Below are 15478 nucleotides of genomic sequence, written 5' to 3'. Positions count from 1 at the left end.
GCAATGGCCGGCGCGGCTCAGTGACCATGCGGTCTAGTGCTCCTCCGGGTCGGCAATACTGTGCAGGCGACCGACCTTGCAGGCGATGATGCCGTCGTTCCGCTTGATGGCGCCGCTCTCTTCCAGCCATTGGATGGCGCGGTTGACCTTCGGCCGGCTGGCACCGAGTACACCGGCGATATCCGTCTGGCTCATGGTCAGCCTGAGATTGGCGCTCTCCGGCAACTCGTTGCCGTGGATCTGGCGGAGTGTCGCGAGGAAGAAGCGCGCGACACGGGCGTTGAGGTCGTAGAGTGCAATGGTCTCCAGTCGCTCGGTTGTGTCTCGTAGCTGGGCGCAGAGGAAGCGGATGACGGCCTCGGCTGCCTCCGGTCGATTGGTGACGATATCGAGAAAGGCTTTCTTGCCGATCACATAGCCCTCGGAGGCGGTCATCGCCGTGGCATCGGCGGAGCGCGTCTGGCCGTCCAGCACCGCCATTTCGCCGAAGATCGCGCCGGCCTCGTGCTGGCGCAGCATCAGCTCGCGGCCCTGCGGGGTGATCAGCGATAGCTTGATGCGCCCGGAGATGACGACAATCATGTAATTGCCTTCGTCGCCGCGCTGGAAGATTACCGTGCCGGCCGGCCACTTCCTGTAGGTCGCGATATCGGCAAGTTCGGCAATGGCATTCTTGTCGAATTCTTCAAAGATCGGAAACGAGCGCCAGAATGTCGGGCTCCTGTTGATTTCGTTCATGACATGCCCCCGGGCGGCGTCCCCTGCCGCGCCGAAATTCTTCGCCTAGCCGCTGCGTCCTTGCAATAGAAAAGAACGATTTGCTGACGATGTAGTTCCGTGTCCGCCGTCAGACGAGCGAGAGAATGCCAGCCGCAAAGGTTGACGATGTCTCCGGGTCGTTTCATTTTTGTGAACGATCTGTCGCCCGCGCGACGGCTAGCTGATTTTGAGAATGCTGGTACTTCTGTTGCCAACACCCCATTTCTCACAGGAGCCTCGCATGCCTCAGAATGTTGTCGTCCTCGTCGGACGCGTCCTGCTCTCTATCATGTTCATCATGTCCGGTTTCAGCAAGCTGATGGATCCGTCGGGCACTGCCCAGATGATCACCGGCGCCGGCTGGCCGGCACCGACCGCACTCGCCTACCTCGCTGGCCTCTTCGAGCTGGTGGCCGGCCTTGCCGTTCTCGTCGGCTTCCAGACCAAGATTGCCGCCTATCTGCTGGGTCTGTTCAGCCTGGTCACGGCGTTCGCCTTCCACAGCGGCGCAATCAGCATCCCGAACTTCCCGCCGGAAGCCAACGGCCTGTTGACCGTCTTCAACGGCCTGATGATGATGAAGAACGTTGCTATCGCCGGCGGTTTCTTCGTGCTGGCCGCCTTCGGCCCCGGTGCCTTGTCGGTCGACAAGCGCGGCGCCTGAGACTTGGTCTCGCCGCAATCACAAAAGCCCGCCGTCCATCGGCGGGCTTTTTGCGTTTCAGGGATAGATCACGCCCTTGCGCAGGATGACGTTGCCGTAGAGCCTGGGTTCACTCGTCTGGACCACGGTGTGGGCAGCCCTCACCCGCGGGTAGAAGTCCGCGCCGAGCAAGGGAATGACCGGGCGGTCCGGCTCATGCCGGCTGCAGCATGCGATGATCTCGCTGTGCACCGGGTCGAGCGCGTCCCTGTCCTGCTTGACCGTGGCACGGAAGATCGCTTCGGGCACGAAATCATCGATCGGGAAAACGCTGAGGATGGCGTCGAGCACCGGGATCAACGGGTGTCCGTCGAGACGGACGAGACGGCGCGCGTGCTCCTGCCCCGGGTAGTTGCCATCGACCAGCGCGATCTCGTCGCCATGGCCCATCGCCCGGAGCGTTGCCAGCAGCTCGGGACTGAGGATCGGGTTAATTCCTTTCAGCATCAGCCGAGCTCCTTGAAGAGGACATTGGTGTCGAGCAGGTAGCGGGAGAAGAGCGGCAGGCTGGCGCCGCCGATGGCGCGCGCATGGCTGCCGACGATGCCTTCCACCAGCTCCGGAATGGTCACGCCCTGAAGGTCGAGCTCATAGAGCGCCTTGCGCGTGGCGGCGAGCAGCCGGGCGCGGACCCAGGGCGGGAAGCCGCCATCGATGACGACGGCGGAGAAGTCGACGATGGAAACGGCCGACACGACCGCCTGGGCGAGTGCTGCGCCACAGTCGTCGATCCAGACGTCCAGCGGCTCGCCGAAATCGATCCAGTCATCGGCCGAGTACCAGAGTGGCCGCGGATCGATGCCGCGTGCGCGCAAGAGGTTCTCGAGCACGAAAACCGAGGCGATCTTCAGGAGCTGGATAGTCTTGCCGTCCTTGCCTGAGACCGGCAGCGGGCCAACGGCGCCGGCGGTGCCGGTGCGTCCGGAAAAGAGTGCTGAGTTCAGGACGACGCCGCCGCCGATGAACGAGCCGATGTAGAAATAGACGAAGTCCGGATAGCTGGCGCCGACGCCGAACGCGAGTTCCGCGCCGCAGGCGCTGGTGCCGTCATTCTGCAGAAAGACCGGATAGGTGGTGCGGGCCGAGACTGCCGCCTGCAGATCGACGTCGCGCCACTTGTTCATTTCCTCGCGTGGGGCGCCCACTTCCTCCGCCCAGTTCCAGAGCTCGAAGGGCGTGGCGATGCCGATGCCGGCGATCCGCTTCCTCTGGTCCGGTGAGAGCTGCTGTTCGAGCTTGGCCATGCCGGAAATGATGAAGTCGACGAGATCGCCGGGCAGCGGATAGGCGTGCACATGGTGCAGATGCAGCCGGATGCTGCCGACGAAATCCATCAGCACGAGATCGGCGCTGCGCCGGCCGATCTTGACGCCGAAGGAAAAGACCGCGTCCGGATTGAGCCGCATCGGCGTCGAAGGCTGTCCGACCTTGCCGCGAACCGGATCGCCCTTGACCAGAAGGCCATCGCTTTCCAGCGCCCGCATGATGACCGAAACGGTCTGCGCCGAAAGGCCCGAGCGGCGAGCGATATCGGCCTTCGAAAGGCCGCCGTGACGCCTGACCAGCGACATGACCAGGCGCTCATTGTAGGCGCGCACACGCGTCTGGTTGGCGCCGCCGCTCGGGTCGATGACTTCAGGTTGCGTCGGTCCCCGATCAGGACCGTCTGTCAATGACATGCCACCGTCTCCTCCCGTTGGCACTGGATCATAAATGAGAGCGGGATGCGGGCGGAAAACCGCATGCGATTTTCCCTGATCCCGTTCTGGTGCCCGCTTGGCGCAGGTCTCTTGTTTCCACTTGTCGCGGCTCTGTCAATTTGATGGGCGCACCAATCCTCCGGCGGAGCGTCGTCATCGCAAGAATGACACATCGAAATAATAATTCAATTTGATTTATTTATTGACACCCCGGAAATTTAGTGTTTGTTTTTATCTCGGAAGCGTCGCTCGCAGCGGAGGAGAATGCTGCGGTGGCGTGGCCTGGGCCGGTACGCCGGCACGATTTTCAATCCTTGGGAGGATTTCATGAAGAAGACTGTTCTTTCCGCCGCTTTCGGCGCGCTGTCGCTTGGCGTCGTCTTCGCCGCGCCGGCGCAGGCCGCCGATGTCAGCGCCTGCCTGATCACCAAGACCGATACCAACCCGTTCTTCGTCAAGATGAAGGAAGGCGCGACCGCCAAGGCCAAGGAACTCGGCGTGACGCTGAAGGCCTATGCCGGCAAGATCGACGGCGACCATGACAGCCAGGTGGCTGCGATCGAATCCTGCATCGCCGATGGCGCGAAGGGCATCCTGATCGCGGCTTCCGATACCAAGGCGATCGTCGACCAGGTGAAGAAAGCGCAGGATGCCGGCCTGCTGGTGATTGCCCTCGATACGCCGCTTGATCCGGCAACCGCAGCCGACGCGACCTTTGCAACCGACAACCTGCTGGCTGGCAAGCTGATCGGCCAATGGGCTGCGGCCACCATGGGCGAAGGCGCCAAGACCGCCAAGATCGGCTTCCTCGATCTGACGCCGTCGCAGCCGACGGTCGACGTCCTGCGCGACCAGGGCTTCATGATCGGCTTCGGCATCGACCCGAAGGACCCGAACAAGATCGGCGACGAGGATGATCCGCGCATCGTCGGCCACGACGTGACCAACGGCAACGAAGAGGGTGGCCGCAAGGCCATGGAAAACCTTCTGCAGAAGGATCCGGATATCAACGTCATCCACACCATCAATGAGCCGGCTGCCGTCGGCGCCTATCAGGCGCTGAAAGCCGTCGGCAAGGAAAAGGACGTGTTGATCGTCTCCGTCGACGGCGGTTGCCCGGGTGTCAAATCGGTCGCCGAAGGCGTCATTGGCGCCACCTCGCAGCAGTACCCGCTGATGATGGCCGCACTCGGCATCGAGGCAATCAAGAAGTTCGCCGATACCGGCGAAAAGCCGAAGCCGACCGAAGGCAAGGACTTCTTCGACACCGGTGTTTCGCTCGTGACCGACAAGCCGGCTGCCGGCGTCGAATCGATCGACACCAAGGTCGGCACGGATAAGTGCTGGGGCTGATCGCCTCTACGTTTCGAACGCATGAACGAGCTACGGAAGGGCGGCCCCGGCCGCCCTTCGCGTAAGCGCCGATGTCTTTGACAAGGCGATGAAAACCGCGCAGCTTCTTGTAAGAGTGCTGATGCCCGCCACACGGTGGGCGGGCTGTGCACCGAGCAGCATCGCAACCCCTTGGGAGTGGGGTTCACGGGAGGAAGGTCCATGGGCGAGCCCAACGCAGCCGCACAGCCATCCCAGGAATTCGAAAAAGTCCTGGTCAACAGTTCGACGCAGGTCGCGTCGTTCGATACGCATGACAAGACAGCGGTCCAGAAGATCCAGCATTTCCTGCATTCGACCCCGGCAGCCGTGCCGTTCATCGTCCTGGTCGCCGCGATCCTGATCTTCGGCATGGCCATCGGGGGCAAGTTCTTCTCGTCCTATACGTTGACCCTCATCCTGCAGCAGATCGCCATCGTCGGTATTCTCGGCGCAGCGCAGACACTGGTGATCCTGACGGCCGGCATTGATCTTTCGATCGGCGTGATCATGGTGCTCTCGGCGGTCATCATGGGCAATTGCGCCGTGACCTACGGGCTTCCCGCGCCAATCGCGATTTTCCTCGGCTTTGTCGTCGGCGGCGCTTGCGGCTTCCTCAACGGTTTCCTCGTCTCCAGGGTCAAGCTTCCGCCGTTTATCGTCACGCTCGGCACCTGGTACGTGATCATGTCGACGAACTTCATCTACTCCGCCAACGCTACGATCCGCGAGGCCGATGTGACGGCGGTCACCCAGATGCTCCACGTCTTCGGCGTCAGCTTCAAGGTGGGCTCTGCGGTGTTCACGCTTGGCGTAGTGATGATGGTCGTGCTGGTCTTCGGCCTCTGGTACGCGCTCAACCACACCGCCTGGGGACGGCACCTCTATGCTGTCGGCGACGATCCGGAAGCCGCCAAGCTCTCCGGTATCCGCACCAGCCGCGTGCTCCTCAGCGCCTACACGCTCGCCGGTCTGATCGCCGCTCTTGCCGCCTGGGTCTCGATCGGCCGCAATGGCTCGATCTCGCCCTCCGCAGCCGTCACCGACTACAATCTGCAGGCCATCACTGCGGCCGTGATCGGCGGTATCTCGCTGTTCGGTGGACGCGGATCGATCCTTGGCACGCTGATCGGTGCGATGATCGTCGGCGTGGTCTCCATGGGCCTCAACATGCTGGGTGCCGACCCGCAATGGAAAGTCTTCCTCACCGGCGTTTTGATCATCACCGCCGTCGCAATCGACCAATGGATCAGAAAGGTAGCAGGCTGATGGCTCAGGAACCCATTCTCACCGCACGCGGCCTGGTCAAGCGATATGGTCGGGTCACCGCGCTCGATCATGCGGATTTCGATCTCTATCCCGGCGAAATCCTCGCCGTGATCGGCGACAACGGTGCCGGCAAGTCCTCGATGATCAAGGCGATTTCCGGCGCCATCTCGCCGGATGAAGGCGAGATAAGGCTGGAAGGCAAGCCGGTGAATTTCCGCTCGCCGATGGATGCGCGAACGGCCGGTATCGAGACGGTCTATCAGAACCTGGCACTGTCGCCGGCGCTGTCGATCGCCGACAACATGTTCCTCGGTCGCGAAATCCGCAAACCCGGCCTCATGGGCAAGCTCTTCCGCACGCTTGACCGGGCCGAGATGGAGAAGAAGGCGCGGGCCAAACTGTCCGAGCTCGGCCTGATGACCATCCAGAACATCAACCAGGCGGTGGAAACGCTCTCGGGCGGCCAGCGCCAGGGCGTGGCGGTGGCCCGTGCCGCAGCCTTCGGCTCCAAGGTGGTGATCATGGACGAGCCGACAGCCGCGCTCGGCGTCAAGGAAAGCCGGCGCGTGCTGGAGTTGATCCTTGACGTGCGTTCGCGCGGTCTGCCGATCGTCTTGATCTCGCACAACATGCCGCATGTGTTCGAGGTGGCCGACCGGATCCATGTTCACCGTCTCGGCAAGCGCCTCTGCGTCATAAATCCGAAGGAGCACACGATGTCGGATGCGGTGGCCTTCATGACCGGCGCCAAGGAGCCGCCGCGCGAGGCGCTTGCGGCATGAACGTCGAGCCGATCGCCAACGAAATCCTGAAGCGGGCGGCCGGCGGCGCCGCCCGTTTCGTCGTCGCCATTGCCGGTCCGCCCGGTGCCGGCAAGTCGACGCTTTCGGATGCACTCGCCGAGACGCTGGTGGCCGGTGGCGAAAAGGCGGCGGTGCTGCCGATGGACGGTTTCCATATGGACAATGCCGTTCTGGAGGAAAAGGGCCTGCTGCCGCGCAAGGGAGCGCCGGAAACCTTCGACGTCAGGGCGTTCCTGTCGACTGTTGCGGCAGTGCGCGCCAATGATGGCGAGGTGCTGGTGCCGGTCTTCGATCGTACGCGAGAGATCGCGATCGCCTCTGCCCGGATCGTCTCACCCGAGACCCGCATCGTTCTGGTGGAAGGCAACTATCTGCTGCTCGACGAGTCGCCGTGGAACAAGCTGGAGGGCGCCTTCGATTTTACCATCTTCATCAATCCAGGCGTTGAGGAGCTGGAGCGGCGACTTTTGAAGCGCTGGTACGATCATGGTTATGACGAGGAGGCGGCGAAGCGAAAAGCCTTCGGCAACGACATTCCGAATGCCCGCCGCGTCGTTGACCGTCAGCGGCCGGCCGATCTGGTGCTAGCGGATTTCTGAGCGATGGTTGGATTGTCGATTGTGTTTCCTGGCGCATTGGTGATATCGAGACGCGGTTCCACCACATGAGAAACCGCCCGCGACCCGCACCTGCCGGCTGCAAAGCCGCGCGCGCGGGTCGGGCGCGACGAGCCTGGAGCGGCGGATTTCCGTCTGCGCCTGCTCTGACCTAGGAGAACGCTGACCATGCAAGACCTCGTAATCCGCCGGCCGGATGATTGGCACCTTCACCTGCGCGACGGCGATATGCTGAAGGGCGTTATCGCCGATACCAGCCGCCATTTCGCCCGCGCGATCATCATGCCCAACCTGGTTCCGCCTATCGTCACGACGGCAGATGCGAGCGCCTATCGAGAGCGTATCCTCTCGGCGATCCCAACCGGGGACCGGTTCGAGCCGCTGATGACGCTTTATCTGACCGCAGGTACCAGCCCCGACGACGTCGAGGCCGGCCACAGGAGCGGCCTCGTCAAGGCCGTCAAGCTCTATCCCGCGGGCGCGACGACCAACTCGCACAGCGGCGTGCGCAACATCGATGAGGCGATGCCGGTGCTGGAGCGCATGGCGAAGATCGGCCTGCCTCTCTGCGTGCATGGCGAGGTCACGAGCTCGGATGTCGATATCTTCGACCGCGAGGCCGTGTTCATCGAGACCGTGCTCGATCCGCTGCGCAAGCGGCTGCCGGAGCTGAAGGTGACGATGGAGCATGTCACCACCAAGGACGGTATCGACTACATCAAGGCGTCGAAGGCGAACCTTGCGGGTTCGATCACCACCCATCACTTGATCATCAACCGCAACGCCATTCTCGTCGGCGGGATCAAGCCGCATTACTACTGCCTGCCGGTTGCCAAGCGCGAGAACCATCGCCTGGCGCTGCGCGCTGCCGCGGTTTCCGGCGACAAGCGCTTCTTCCTCGGCACGGACTCGGCACCCCATGTCGATCCGCTGAAGGAGTGCGCCTGCGGCTGCGCCGGCATCTACACTTCGATCAACACCATGAGCTGCCTGGCGCATGTGTTCGAAGAGGAAGGCGCGCTCGACAGGCTCGAAGCCTTCGCCTCGCTGAACGGCCCCGCCTGGTACGGCCTGCCGGTCAACGAGGAAACGATCACGCTGCGCAAGCAGGCAGAGGTTGTCACCTATCCGAAGAAGATCGAGACCGGCGCCGGTCCGGTCACCGTGTTCGATCCGATGTTCCCACTGCACTGGGCCGTCGTCTGATCGCCACTGCATAATTCCTTGGATCGGATGGATCCAAGGACAAAATTATGCAGCAGTCAATGATGTTGCAGCGACCTTTGCGCGTCTGAACAGACGCGCGGCGCTGCAGAGAATTGAAGGAGAGTTTGATGTTTTCCAACGCGTTCACCGACAAGGCCGTCATGGCCGAGCTGGTCGCCAAGATGCTCTGGGAGATCAAGGCCGTGCATTTCAGCGCCGACAAGCCCTACAAGCTATCGTCCGGCATGGCGAGCCCGGTTTACATCGACTGCCGCAAGCTGATTTCCTATCCGCGCATCCGTTCGGCGGTGATGGATTTTGCTGCAGCGTCGATCCTGCGCGAAGCCGGTTTTGAGAAGTTCGACGTGGTGGCCGGTGGCGAAACTGCGGGCATTCCCTTTGCCGCGATGCTCGCCGAGCGCCTCGGCCTGCCGATGATCTATGTCCGCAAGGCGCCCAAGGGCCACGGCCGCAACGCCCAGATCGAAGGCCATATGCCGGAAGGCGCCCGCGTCCTCGTCATCGAGGACCTGACGACGGCCGGCGGCTCGATGTTCAAGTTCATCGACGCCATCCGTGCGGCTGGCGGCATCGTCGACCATGGCATTGCGCTCTTCTACTACGACATCTTCCCGGAAGCGGTCGGCGAGATGAAGGGCAAGGGCGTCGACCTGCACTGGATCGCCACCTGGCGCAACGTGCTAGCGGTTGCCCGCGAGCAGAAGCTGTTCGACGAGAAGACGCTGGGCGAAGTCGTGGCCTTCCTCACCGCGCCGCTCGCTTGGTCGGGCCGCAACGGTGGCGTGAGCGCGCTGGCATAATGTTCGACGAGGCCCCGGTTCCGCCGGGGCCTCGTCGAGTCTTGAGTTATTCGTTTTAAATCGATTGAAATACTATCGGGGAGGAAAAGCCGATGATCGTATGTTGCGGAGAAGCGCTGATCGACATGCTGCCGCGGGACACGACCGCGGGCGAGAATGCTTTCGCGCCCTATGCTGGCGGGGCGATCTTCAACACGGCGATCGCGCTCGGGCGGCTCGGCATTCCGACCGGCTTTTTTACCGGCCTCTCCGACGACATGTTCGGCGATATCCTGCGCGAGACGCTGAAGGCGGCGAACGTGGATTTCGGCCCCTGCGCGACCCTCTCGCTGCCTACGACGCTCGCCTTCGTCAAACTCGTCAACGGCCATGCGAGCTACGCCTTTTTCGACGAAAACACCGCCGGACGCATGATCGCCCGCGAGCACCTGCCGGCGCTCGGCGATTTCTGCGAGGCGCTGCACTTCGGCGCGATCAGCCTGATCCCGGAGCCCTGCGGCTCGACCTATGAAGCATTGATGACGCGCGAGCACGAAAAGCGGGTGATCTCCTTCGATCCGAACATCCGTCCCGGCTTCATCAAGGATAGGGAAGCCCATCTCGCGCGCATGAACCGTATGGCGGCGATGTCGGATATCATCAAGTTCTCCGACGAGGATATCGCTTGGTTCGGCATGGAGGGCAGCCACGACGATCTTGCTGCCGAATGGCTGAAGCGCGGACCGAAGCTGGTGCTGATCACCAAGGGTGCCGATGGCGCCGTCGGCTATACGGCGCGTCACAAGGTCGAAGTCGCCGGCGAAAAGGTCACGGTGGTCGATACGGTCGGCGCCGGCGACACGTTCGATGCCGGCGTGCTGGCGTCGCTGAAGCTCGCCGGTCTCCTGACCAAGGCCGATGTCGCCGATCTCACCGAAACCGCCGTCCGCAACGCGCTGGCGCTCGGCGCCAAGGCGGCGGCCGTCACCGTCTCGCGCGCTGGCGCAAACCCGCCGTGGAAGCACGAAATCGGCCTCTGAGCTTTTCTTATTCTTCCGGTTCCGGGCGGTATTCCAGGATATCGCCCGGCTGGCATTCCAATGCGGCGCAGATCTTCTCCAGCGTATCGAAGCGCACGCCTTTCACTTTTCCCGATTTCAACAGCGAGATGTTCTGCTCGGTGATCCCCACCTGCTCGGCGAGATCGCGTGAGCGGACTTTCCGTTTCGCCAGCATTACATCGAGATTGACGACAATCGGCATGCGTTAGACGAAGCTCCTGTTCTCCGCTTCGACCCCCGACGCGATGACCATAACGTGGCCGAGGCCGACGACGAGCCCGGACATCAGCATCACGATGATGGTGCCTCCGTTGATGTCGAACATGACTGAGTGTCCCGTCGTGCCGGGATTGTCGTAGGTGACCGCCAGGATACCGATTGCGTTGCTGATCGTTATGCACAGCGAACCGGCGATCGCCGTCAGTCCCACCCGCCGAAGCAGAACGCCGTTGCGGCCGGAGAGGATCTCGCCGCGCTGAAAGCCATCGAAAAGCTGCCAGGCAAAGACGAGGCCGGCGATGACGAGTGCATTGTTGATCGCAGTCAGGAAAATGACCGTGGCGATTGCGCGGTAGGAAAGGGTGATGATTTCCACGCGCGGAAAGACGATGTCGCGTATTTCCTGCTCGAAGCCCTGCCGGTCGAAGAAAATCTGCCAGTGCCCGTAGACGACGGCAGAGCAAAACAACGCGCCGCTCAAAACCACCATGACCTTCATGAATCGGCTGAGCTTGCGCAGCCTCTCGGCGGTATTCGGCATCAAAATTCCTTTATCGTTTGACTTGTATTTTTATCGTAAAACAATAAGTAATTGTCGTCAATTGTGATTTTGGTGTCGCGCCATGCCTTTTCGTTTTCTCAAAAACCCTTTCCTTTTCCTGCTGTTGAACCTGCTTGCCGCCAGTGCGGCACTGAACGTCGGCTCGATCGACAAGTTGTCGAGGCTCGACCCCTCGAAGACCAATCCGGCCGATCTTCGTGTCGCGCTCGTCGTACCGAAGGAGCTCGTCCTGAGGCGAGGCGATGCCACGCTGGGGCTCTCCTGGCGGGACGGGAATGCTCCTCCGGAGAGCCAGAACTATGCGCTCGACGTTCAGGCGGGAGGGGTGTCGAGTTCCGTACTCGCAGACCGCATATCTTCGGGCGAGACGCTCTACGTTTTGGCGCTCGCTGAGACCGATGCCGCACGTTTGCGGGTGTTGCAGGCGAAGATCGCATTGGCACAAGGGAACGCGCCCGGCAACCGTGGCAGCCTGTCGGTCAATTTCTCGGGCGGCTGCTGGCGTGGTGACTTCCCGGCGGGCCGCAAGGTCGCGGTCAATGCCTGGATGCAGTTGGCGCCGGACACGGACTATTTTCCGGTGTTGTCGAATCTCGATCTGATGCAGGTGCTGAAACCAGCGGGCGCCATGGCGCTACCGGCCTGCGCAAAATGATGGGGCCCGAGGTGCGACGCGCGCCTCGGGCCTTGTTGCTTAGAGCTGTGCGGTTCCGGGGTGAACCACGCGGGCCTGGTTAATGCGCGGCCTTCAGCAAGGCTGCTACCAGACCTGCGGTCGAAGAATCGTGACCGGCTGCACTCTCCTTGCCTTCGACAACAGGAAGCAGGCCGGTTGCCAGCTCCTTGCCGAGCTCGACGCCCCACTGGTCGAAGGAGTTGATGTTGAACAGCGCACCTTCGACGAAGACGCGGTGCTCATAAAGGGCAATGAGCCGACCGAGCGCGAAGGGATCGAGCTGGTCGTAGACGATCGTCAGCGACGGGCGGTTGCCGGTGAAGACGCGGTGCGGAGCAATCTTGTCGGCCTTGGCATCGGCCATGCCCTTGGCGGTCAGCTGTGCCTTGGCCTCGGCAAGCGTACGGCCCTTCATCAGCGCCTCGGACTGTGCCAGGCAATTGGCAATCAGCAGTTCGTGCTGGTGGCGCAGGTTCTTCTCGTGGCCGTTGGCGGCGATCATGAACTCGGCCGGGATGATGTCCGTGCCCTGGTGGATGAGCTGGTAGAAGGCGTGTTGGCCATTGGTGCCGGGCTCGCCCCAGACAACCGGACCGGTCGAGTACTCGACGGGCGTGCTGTCGAGCGTGACCGCCTTGCCGTTCGATTCCATGTCGAGCTGCTGCAGGTAGGCCGGGAAGCGCGACAGGCGCTGGTCATAGGGCAGGATCGCGCGCGACGGGTAGCCGAGCACGTTGCGATGGTAGAAGCCGAGCAGGCCGAGCAGAACCGGAATGTTCTCACGGATCGGCGCGGTGCGGAAATGTTCGTCGATGGCATGACCGCCATCGAGGAAGCGGCCGAAATTCTCCTTGCCGATGGCGATCATCAGCGGCAGGCCGATCGCCGACCAGATCGAGTAGCGCCCGCCGACCCAGTCCCAGAAACCGAAGACGCGAGCGTGGTCGATGCCGAAGGCGGCTACCTTGTCGAGTGCGGTCGAGACGGCAGCGAAGTGATGGCCGACGGCAGCTTCGCCGAGCTTGTCGGCGATGAAGGCGCGAGCTGTCGCGGCATTGGTCATCGTCTCGATGGTGGTGAAAGTCTTCGAGGCGATGATGAAGAGCGAGGTTTCCGGATCGACGAGCTTCAGCGTGTCGGCGATATGGGCGCCGTCGATGTTGGAAACAAAGTGTAGGCGCGGACCATCATGGAAAGGTGCTAGCGCCAGCGTCGCCATGACGGGGCCGAGGTCGGAGCCGCCGATGCCGATGTTTATGACGTCGGTGATCTTCTTGCCGGTCGCACCCTTGAGCGCTCCCGAGCGGACGCCGTCGGCGAAAGCGCCCATGGCGGCAAGCACGCCGTTGACGTCGGGCATCACGTCCTTGCCGTCGACGAGGATGGGGCGGTTGCCGCGGTTGCGCAGCGCCGTGTGCAGCACGGCGCGCTCCTCGGTGATGTTGATGATGTCGCCGCGGAACATCGCGTCCCGCTTCTCCTCGACCTTGGCCGCCTTGGCGAGCGCTTCCAGGCCGTCGAGCACCTTGTCGTTGACGGCGCATTTCGAATAGTCGAACAGCATATCACCGAGCGTGGTGCTGAAGCGCTGGAAGCGATCGGCGTCGCTGGCGAAGGCCGCGCGGATATCGGTTGCGTTGGTCTCAGAGGCGGTTGCTTTGAGTTGGTCGACAAGCGCTTTCATCGCGGGGCTCCTTGGTCGGACAGTGTGTCGGACAATCGCCTGCGTAGCTATTCGCTTTAAGTGGACCAAATCAAGACTGGAAAACCGCCGAAGTGGCGGTTTTCAGGATTTTTTAAATCGTTTGAATTTTGGAGTAGTTTACCCGCGCAGGTCCTTGCGCAGGATCTTGCCGACATTGGTCTTTGGCAATTCGGTACGGAATTCGACGAAACGCGGGCGCTTGTAGTTGGTGAGATTGGCGGCGCAGTGACGCTTGACGTCGTCCTCCGTCAGTGCGGGATCCTTCTTGACCACGAAAAGCTTGACCGCCTCGCCGGAGTGCTCGTCCGGGATGCCGATCGCGGCGCATTCGAGGATGCCGGGATGGGTCATCGCCACTTCCTCGATCTCGTTCGGGAAAACGTTGAAGCCCGAGACGAGGATCATGTCCTTCTTGCGGTCGACGATCTTGACGAGTCCGGCCGCGTTCATGAAGCCGACATCGCCCGAGCGGAAGAAGCCATCCGGCGAGATCGCCTTGGCGGTTTCATCAGGCCGCTGCCAGTAGCCGGCCATCACCTGCGGGCCGCGGATGCATATCTCGCCGACTTCACCGATCGGCAAGGTGTTGCCCTGGTCGTCGCGGATTTCGACATCGGTGGACGGGATCGGCATGCCGATCGTGCCGGTGAACTCGGTTGCGTCGAGGATGTTGGCCGTTGCCACTGGCGAGGTCTCCGACAGGCCGTAGCCTTCGGCGATCGAGCATCCGGTCATCTGTTTCCAGCGTTCGGCGACCGGGCGCTGGATCGCCATGCCGCCGCCGAAGGTCAGCATCAACGACGAGAAGTCGAGCTTCTGGAACTCCGCATTGTTCATCAGTGCGTTGAACAGCGTGTTGAGGCCGGGGAAGATGTTGGTCTTGTGCTTGCCCAGTTCCTTGACGAAGCCCGGAATGTCGCGCGGATTGGGGATCAGGATGTTGTTGCCGCCAGTGGCAAGCCCCATCAGTGAATTCACCGTGAGCGCGAAGATATGATAGAGCGGCAGCGCGCACATGAAGACGAGGTTGTCGGGGCGTGCGCGCGAGCGAAATGCCGTCTCGAACCAGATCTCCATCTGCGCCATGTTCGACAGCAGGTTCGAATGGGTGAGGGTCGCACCCTTCGAGACCCCGGTCGTGCCGCCGGTATATTGCAGGAAGGCGACATCGCTTGCGGCGACGTTCGGCTTCTTCATTGTGTTGCGGCCGCCCTTGGCAAGCGCGCTCTTGAAGGGGAGGTGGCCGGGGATCGACCAGGCGGGAACCAGCTTCTTGATCCGGCGCACCACCAGATTGACGATCGCACCCTTCAGACCAAGCATGTCGCCCATCGTGGCGACGACGACGTGTTTAACCGAGGTCTTGTCGAGGACCTGCTGCACCGTATGCGCAAAGTTCTCGAGAACGAAGATCGCCTTGGCGCCGGAATCGACCAACTGGTGCTGCAATTCGCGCGGCGTATAGAGCGGGTTGACGTTCACCACGGTGAAGCCGGCTCTGAGAATGCCGTAAACGATGACCGGGTTCTGCAGGACGTTGGGCATCATCACCGCGACGCGATCGCCCTTGGCAAGGCCAAGGGACTGCAGCCAAGCGCCGATCTTGGCGGACTCGGCATTGAGGTCGGCAAAGCTCAACGTCTTGCCCATGCAGGTGAAGGCCGGACGGTTCGAATAACGGGCAACGGCGTGGTCGAAGAACTCGCCGATCGATTTATAGGGTAGGGGGCCGATTTCGGCGGCTATTCCGGATGGATAGGATTTCAGCCAGATCTTGCCTGGGCTGGTACCCGTTTGTTGTGCGCTGACTTCCGCCATGACCTCTCTCCCTCTGGTCGCCACAGGCTGGCCTGCTCGCGGCCTGAGAAAATCCCTCCCGACCTTCTCATGCCGATGAAGATGATGCTTTTGATACACCTCTTCAAGCTGAGATTCGGGATTATCTAACTTTGACGTAAACGTCAACCAAGCTTACGGTTAACAGGCGCTGACTGCGCTCCCGAAAAAGTATGACGAGAGCTGCAAAA

At 61.9% G+C, this 15478-nt stretch carries 16 protein-coding genes; 9 read left to right on the top strand and 7 right to left on the bottom strand.

Annotation, left to right across the window (positions count from 1 at the left end; genetic code table 11):
* Positions 1–33: 33 nt before the first annotated feature.
* Positions 34–738, bottom strand: coding sequence for a Crp/Fnr family transcriptional regulator (locus I8N66_RS10865; RefSeq protein ID WP_113536565.1), 705 nt, complete (start codon positions 736–738; stop codon positions 34–36).
* 262 nt (positions 739–1000) lie between these two features.
* Between I8N66_RS10865 and I8N66_RS10860 the strand changes: the two genes are divergently transcribed.
* On the top strand, positions 1001–1423 hold the full coding sequence (locus tag I8N66_RS10860; RefSeq protein WP_113536564.1) for a DoxX family protein: 423 nt from the start codon (positions 1001–1003) through the stop codon (positions 1421–1423).
* Positions 1424–1480: 57 nt separating this feature from the next.
* Here the strand turns inward: I8N66_RS10860 and I8N66_RS10855 are convergent, their stop codons facing one another.
* Both I8N66_RS10855 and I8N66_RS10850 read right to left on the bottom strand, forming a co-directional pair.
* Entirely contained in the window at positions 1481–1909 is a 429-nt protein-coding gene (locus I8N66_RS10855; RefSeq protein ID WP_113536563.1) for an RbsD/FucU family protein, read from the bottom strand.
* Positions 1909–3141: an ROK family transcriptional regulator gene (locus I8N66_RS10850; protein ID WP_113536562.1), complete on the bottom strand. Its 1233-nt coding sequence runs from the start codon at positions 3139–3141 to the stop codon at positions 1909–1911. Before I8N66_RS10850 ends, I8N66_RS10855 begins: the two co-directional genes overlap by 1 nt.
* Before the next feature lie 348 nt (positions 3142–3489).
* Between I8N66_RS10850 and I8N66_RS10845 the strand changes: the two genes are divergently transcribed.
* The 7 genes from I8N66_RS10845 (at position 3490) to I8N66_RS10815 (ending at position 10268) form a co-directional block, all read left to right on the top strand.
* Positions 3490–4515: a sugar ABC transporter substrate-binding protein gene (locus tag I8N66_RS10845; protein ID WP_113536767.1), complete on the top strand. Its 1026-nt coding sequence runs from the start codon at positions 3490–3492 to the stop codon at positions 4513–4515.
* A gap of 201 nt (positions 4516–4716) precedes the next feature.
* Positions 4717–5802: an ABC transporter permease gene (locus I8N66_RS10840; RefSeq protein WP_113536561.1), complete on the top strand. Its 1086-nt coding sequence runs from the start codon at positions 4717–4719 to the stop codon at positions 5800–5802.
* A complete protein-coding gene (locus tag I8N66_RS10835; protein ID WP_113536560.1) occupies positions 5802–6584 on the top strand; it encodes an ATP-binding cassette domain-containing protein in 783 nt (260 codons plus the stop codon). The genes I8N66_RS10840 and I8N66_RS10835 overlap by 1 nt, the downstream gene beginning before the upstream one ends.
* Entirely contained in the window at positions 6581–7204 is a 624-nt protein-coding gene (locus tag I8N66_RS10830; RefSeq protein ID WP_113536559.1) for a nucleoside triphosphate hydrolase, read from the top strand. Before I8N66_RS10835 ends, I8N66_RS10830 begins: the two co-directional genes overlap by 4 nt.
* 186 nt (positions 7205–7390) lie before the next feature.
* Complete coding sequence (gene pyrC, locus I8N66_RS10825) at positions 7391–8428, top strand: dihydroorotase (RefSeq protein ID WP_113536558.1); 1038 nt, start codon at positions 7391–7393, stop codon at positions 8426–8428.
* Positions 8429–8556: 128 nt separating this feature from the next.
* Positions 8557–9249 (top strand): orotate phosphoribosyltransferase, encoded by a 693-nt coding sequence (locus I8N66_RS10820; protein WP_291153415.1) that lies wholly within the window; start codon positions 8557–8559, stop codon positions 9247–9249.
* Positions 9250–9341: 92 nt separating this feature from the next.
* Positions 9342–10268 carry a carbohydrate kinase gene (locus I8N66_RS10815; RefSeq protein ID WP_113536557.1) on the top strand — a complete coding sequence of 309 codons (927 nt, stop codon included), beginning with the start codon at positions 9342–9344 and terminating at the stop codon, positions 10266–10268.
* Between the two features lie 7 nt (positions 10269–10275).
* Here the strand turns inward: I8N66_RS10815 and I8N66_RS10810 are convergent, their stop codons facing one another.
* Together I8N66_RS10810 and I8N66_RS10805 are read right to left on the bottom strand one after the other, a co-directional pair.
* Positions 10276–10491 carry a helix-turn-helix transcriptional regulator gene (locus I8N66_RS10810; protein WP_113536556.1) on the bottom strand — a complete coding sequence of 72 codons (216 nt, stop codon included), beginning with the start codon at positions 10489–10491 and terminating at the stop codon, positions 10276–10278.
* 3 nt (positions 10492–10494) lie between these two features.
* The gene (locus I8N66_RS10805; RefSeq protein ID WP_291153412.1) at positions 10495–11049 is read right to left on the bottom strand and encodes a DUF2975 domain-containing protein; all 555 of its coding nucleotides are present in this window, start codon (positions 11047–11049) and stop codon (positions 10495–10497) included.
* A gap of 82 nt (positions 11050–11131) precedes the next feature.
* On the opposite strand from I8N66_RS10805, the gene I8N66_RS10800 reads away from it, so the two are divergent.
* Positions 11132–11725: a hypothetical protein gene (locus I8N66_RS10800; protein WP_291153410.1), complete on the top strand. Its 594-nt coding sequence runs from the start codon at positions 11132–11134 to the stop codon at positions 11723–11725.
* Between the two features lie 79 nt (positions 11726–11804).
* Here the strand turns inward: I8N66_RS10800 and pgi are convergent, their stop codons facing one another.
* Both pgi and I8N66_RS10790 read right to left on the bottom strand, forming a co-directional pair.
* On the bottom strand, positions 11805–13430 hold the full coding sequence (gene pgi, locus I8N66_RS10795) for a glucose-6-phosphate isomerase (protein WP_291153408.1): 1626 nt from the start codon (positions 13428–13430) through the stop codon (positions 11805–11807).
* Between the two features lie 138 nt (positions 13431–13568).
* Entirely contained in the window at positions 13569–15269 is a 1701-nt protein-coding gene (locus I8N66_RS10790) for a long-chain fatty acid--CoA ligase (protein ID WP_291153406.1), read from the bottom strand.
* Positions 15270–15478: the final 209 nt, after the last annotated feature.

This window comes from Ensifer sp. SSB1, assembly GCF_016652895.1.
In the GTDB taxonomy this organism is placed as follows: domain Bacteria; phylum Pseudomonadota; class Alphaproteobacteria; order Rhizobiales; family Rhizobiaceae; genus Ensifer.
Note: the sequence above shows the minus strand (reverse complement) of the source record. Positions and strands in the feature narration are given on the sequence as shown.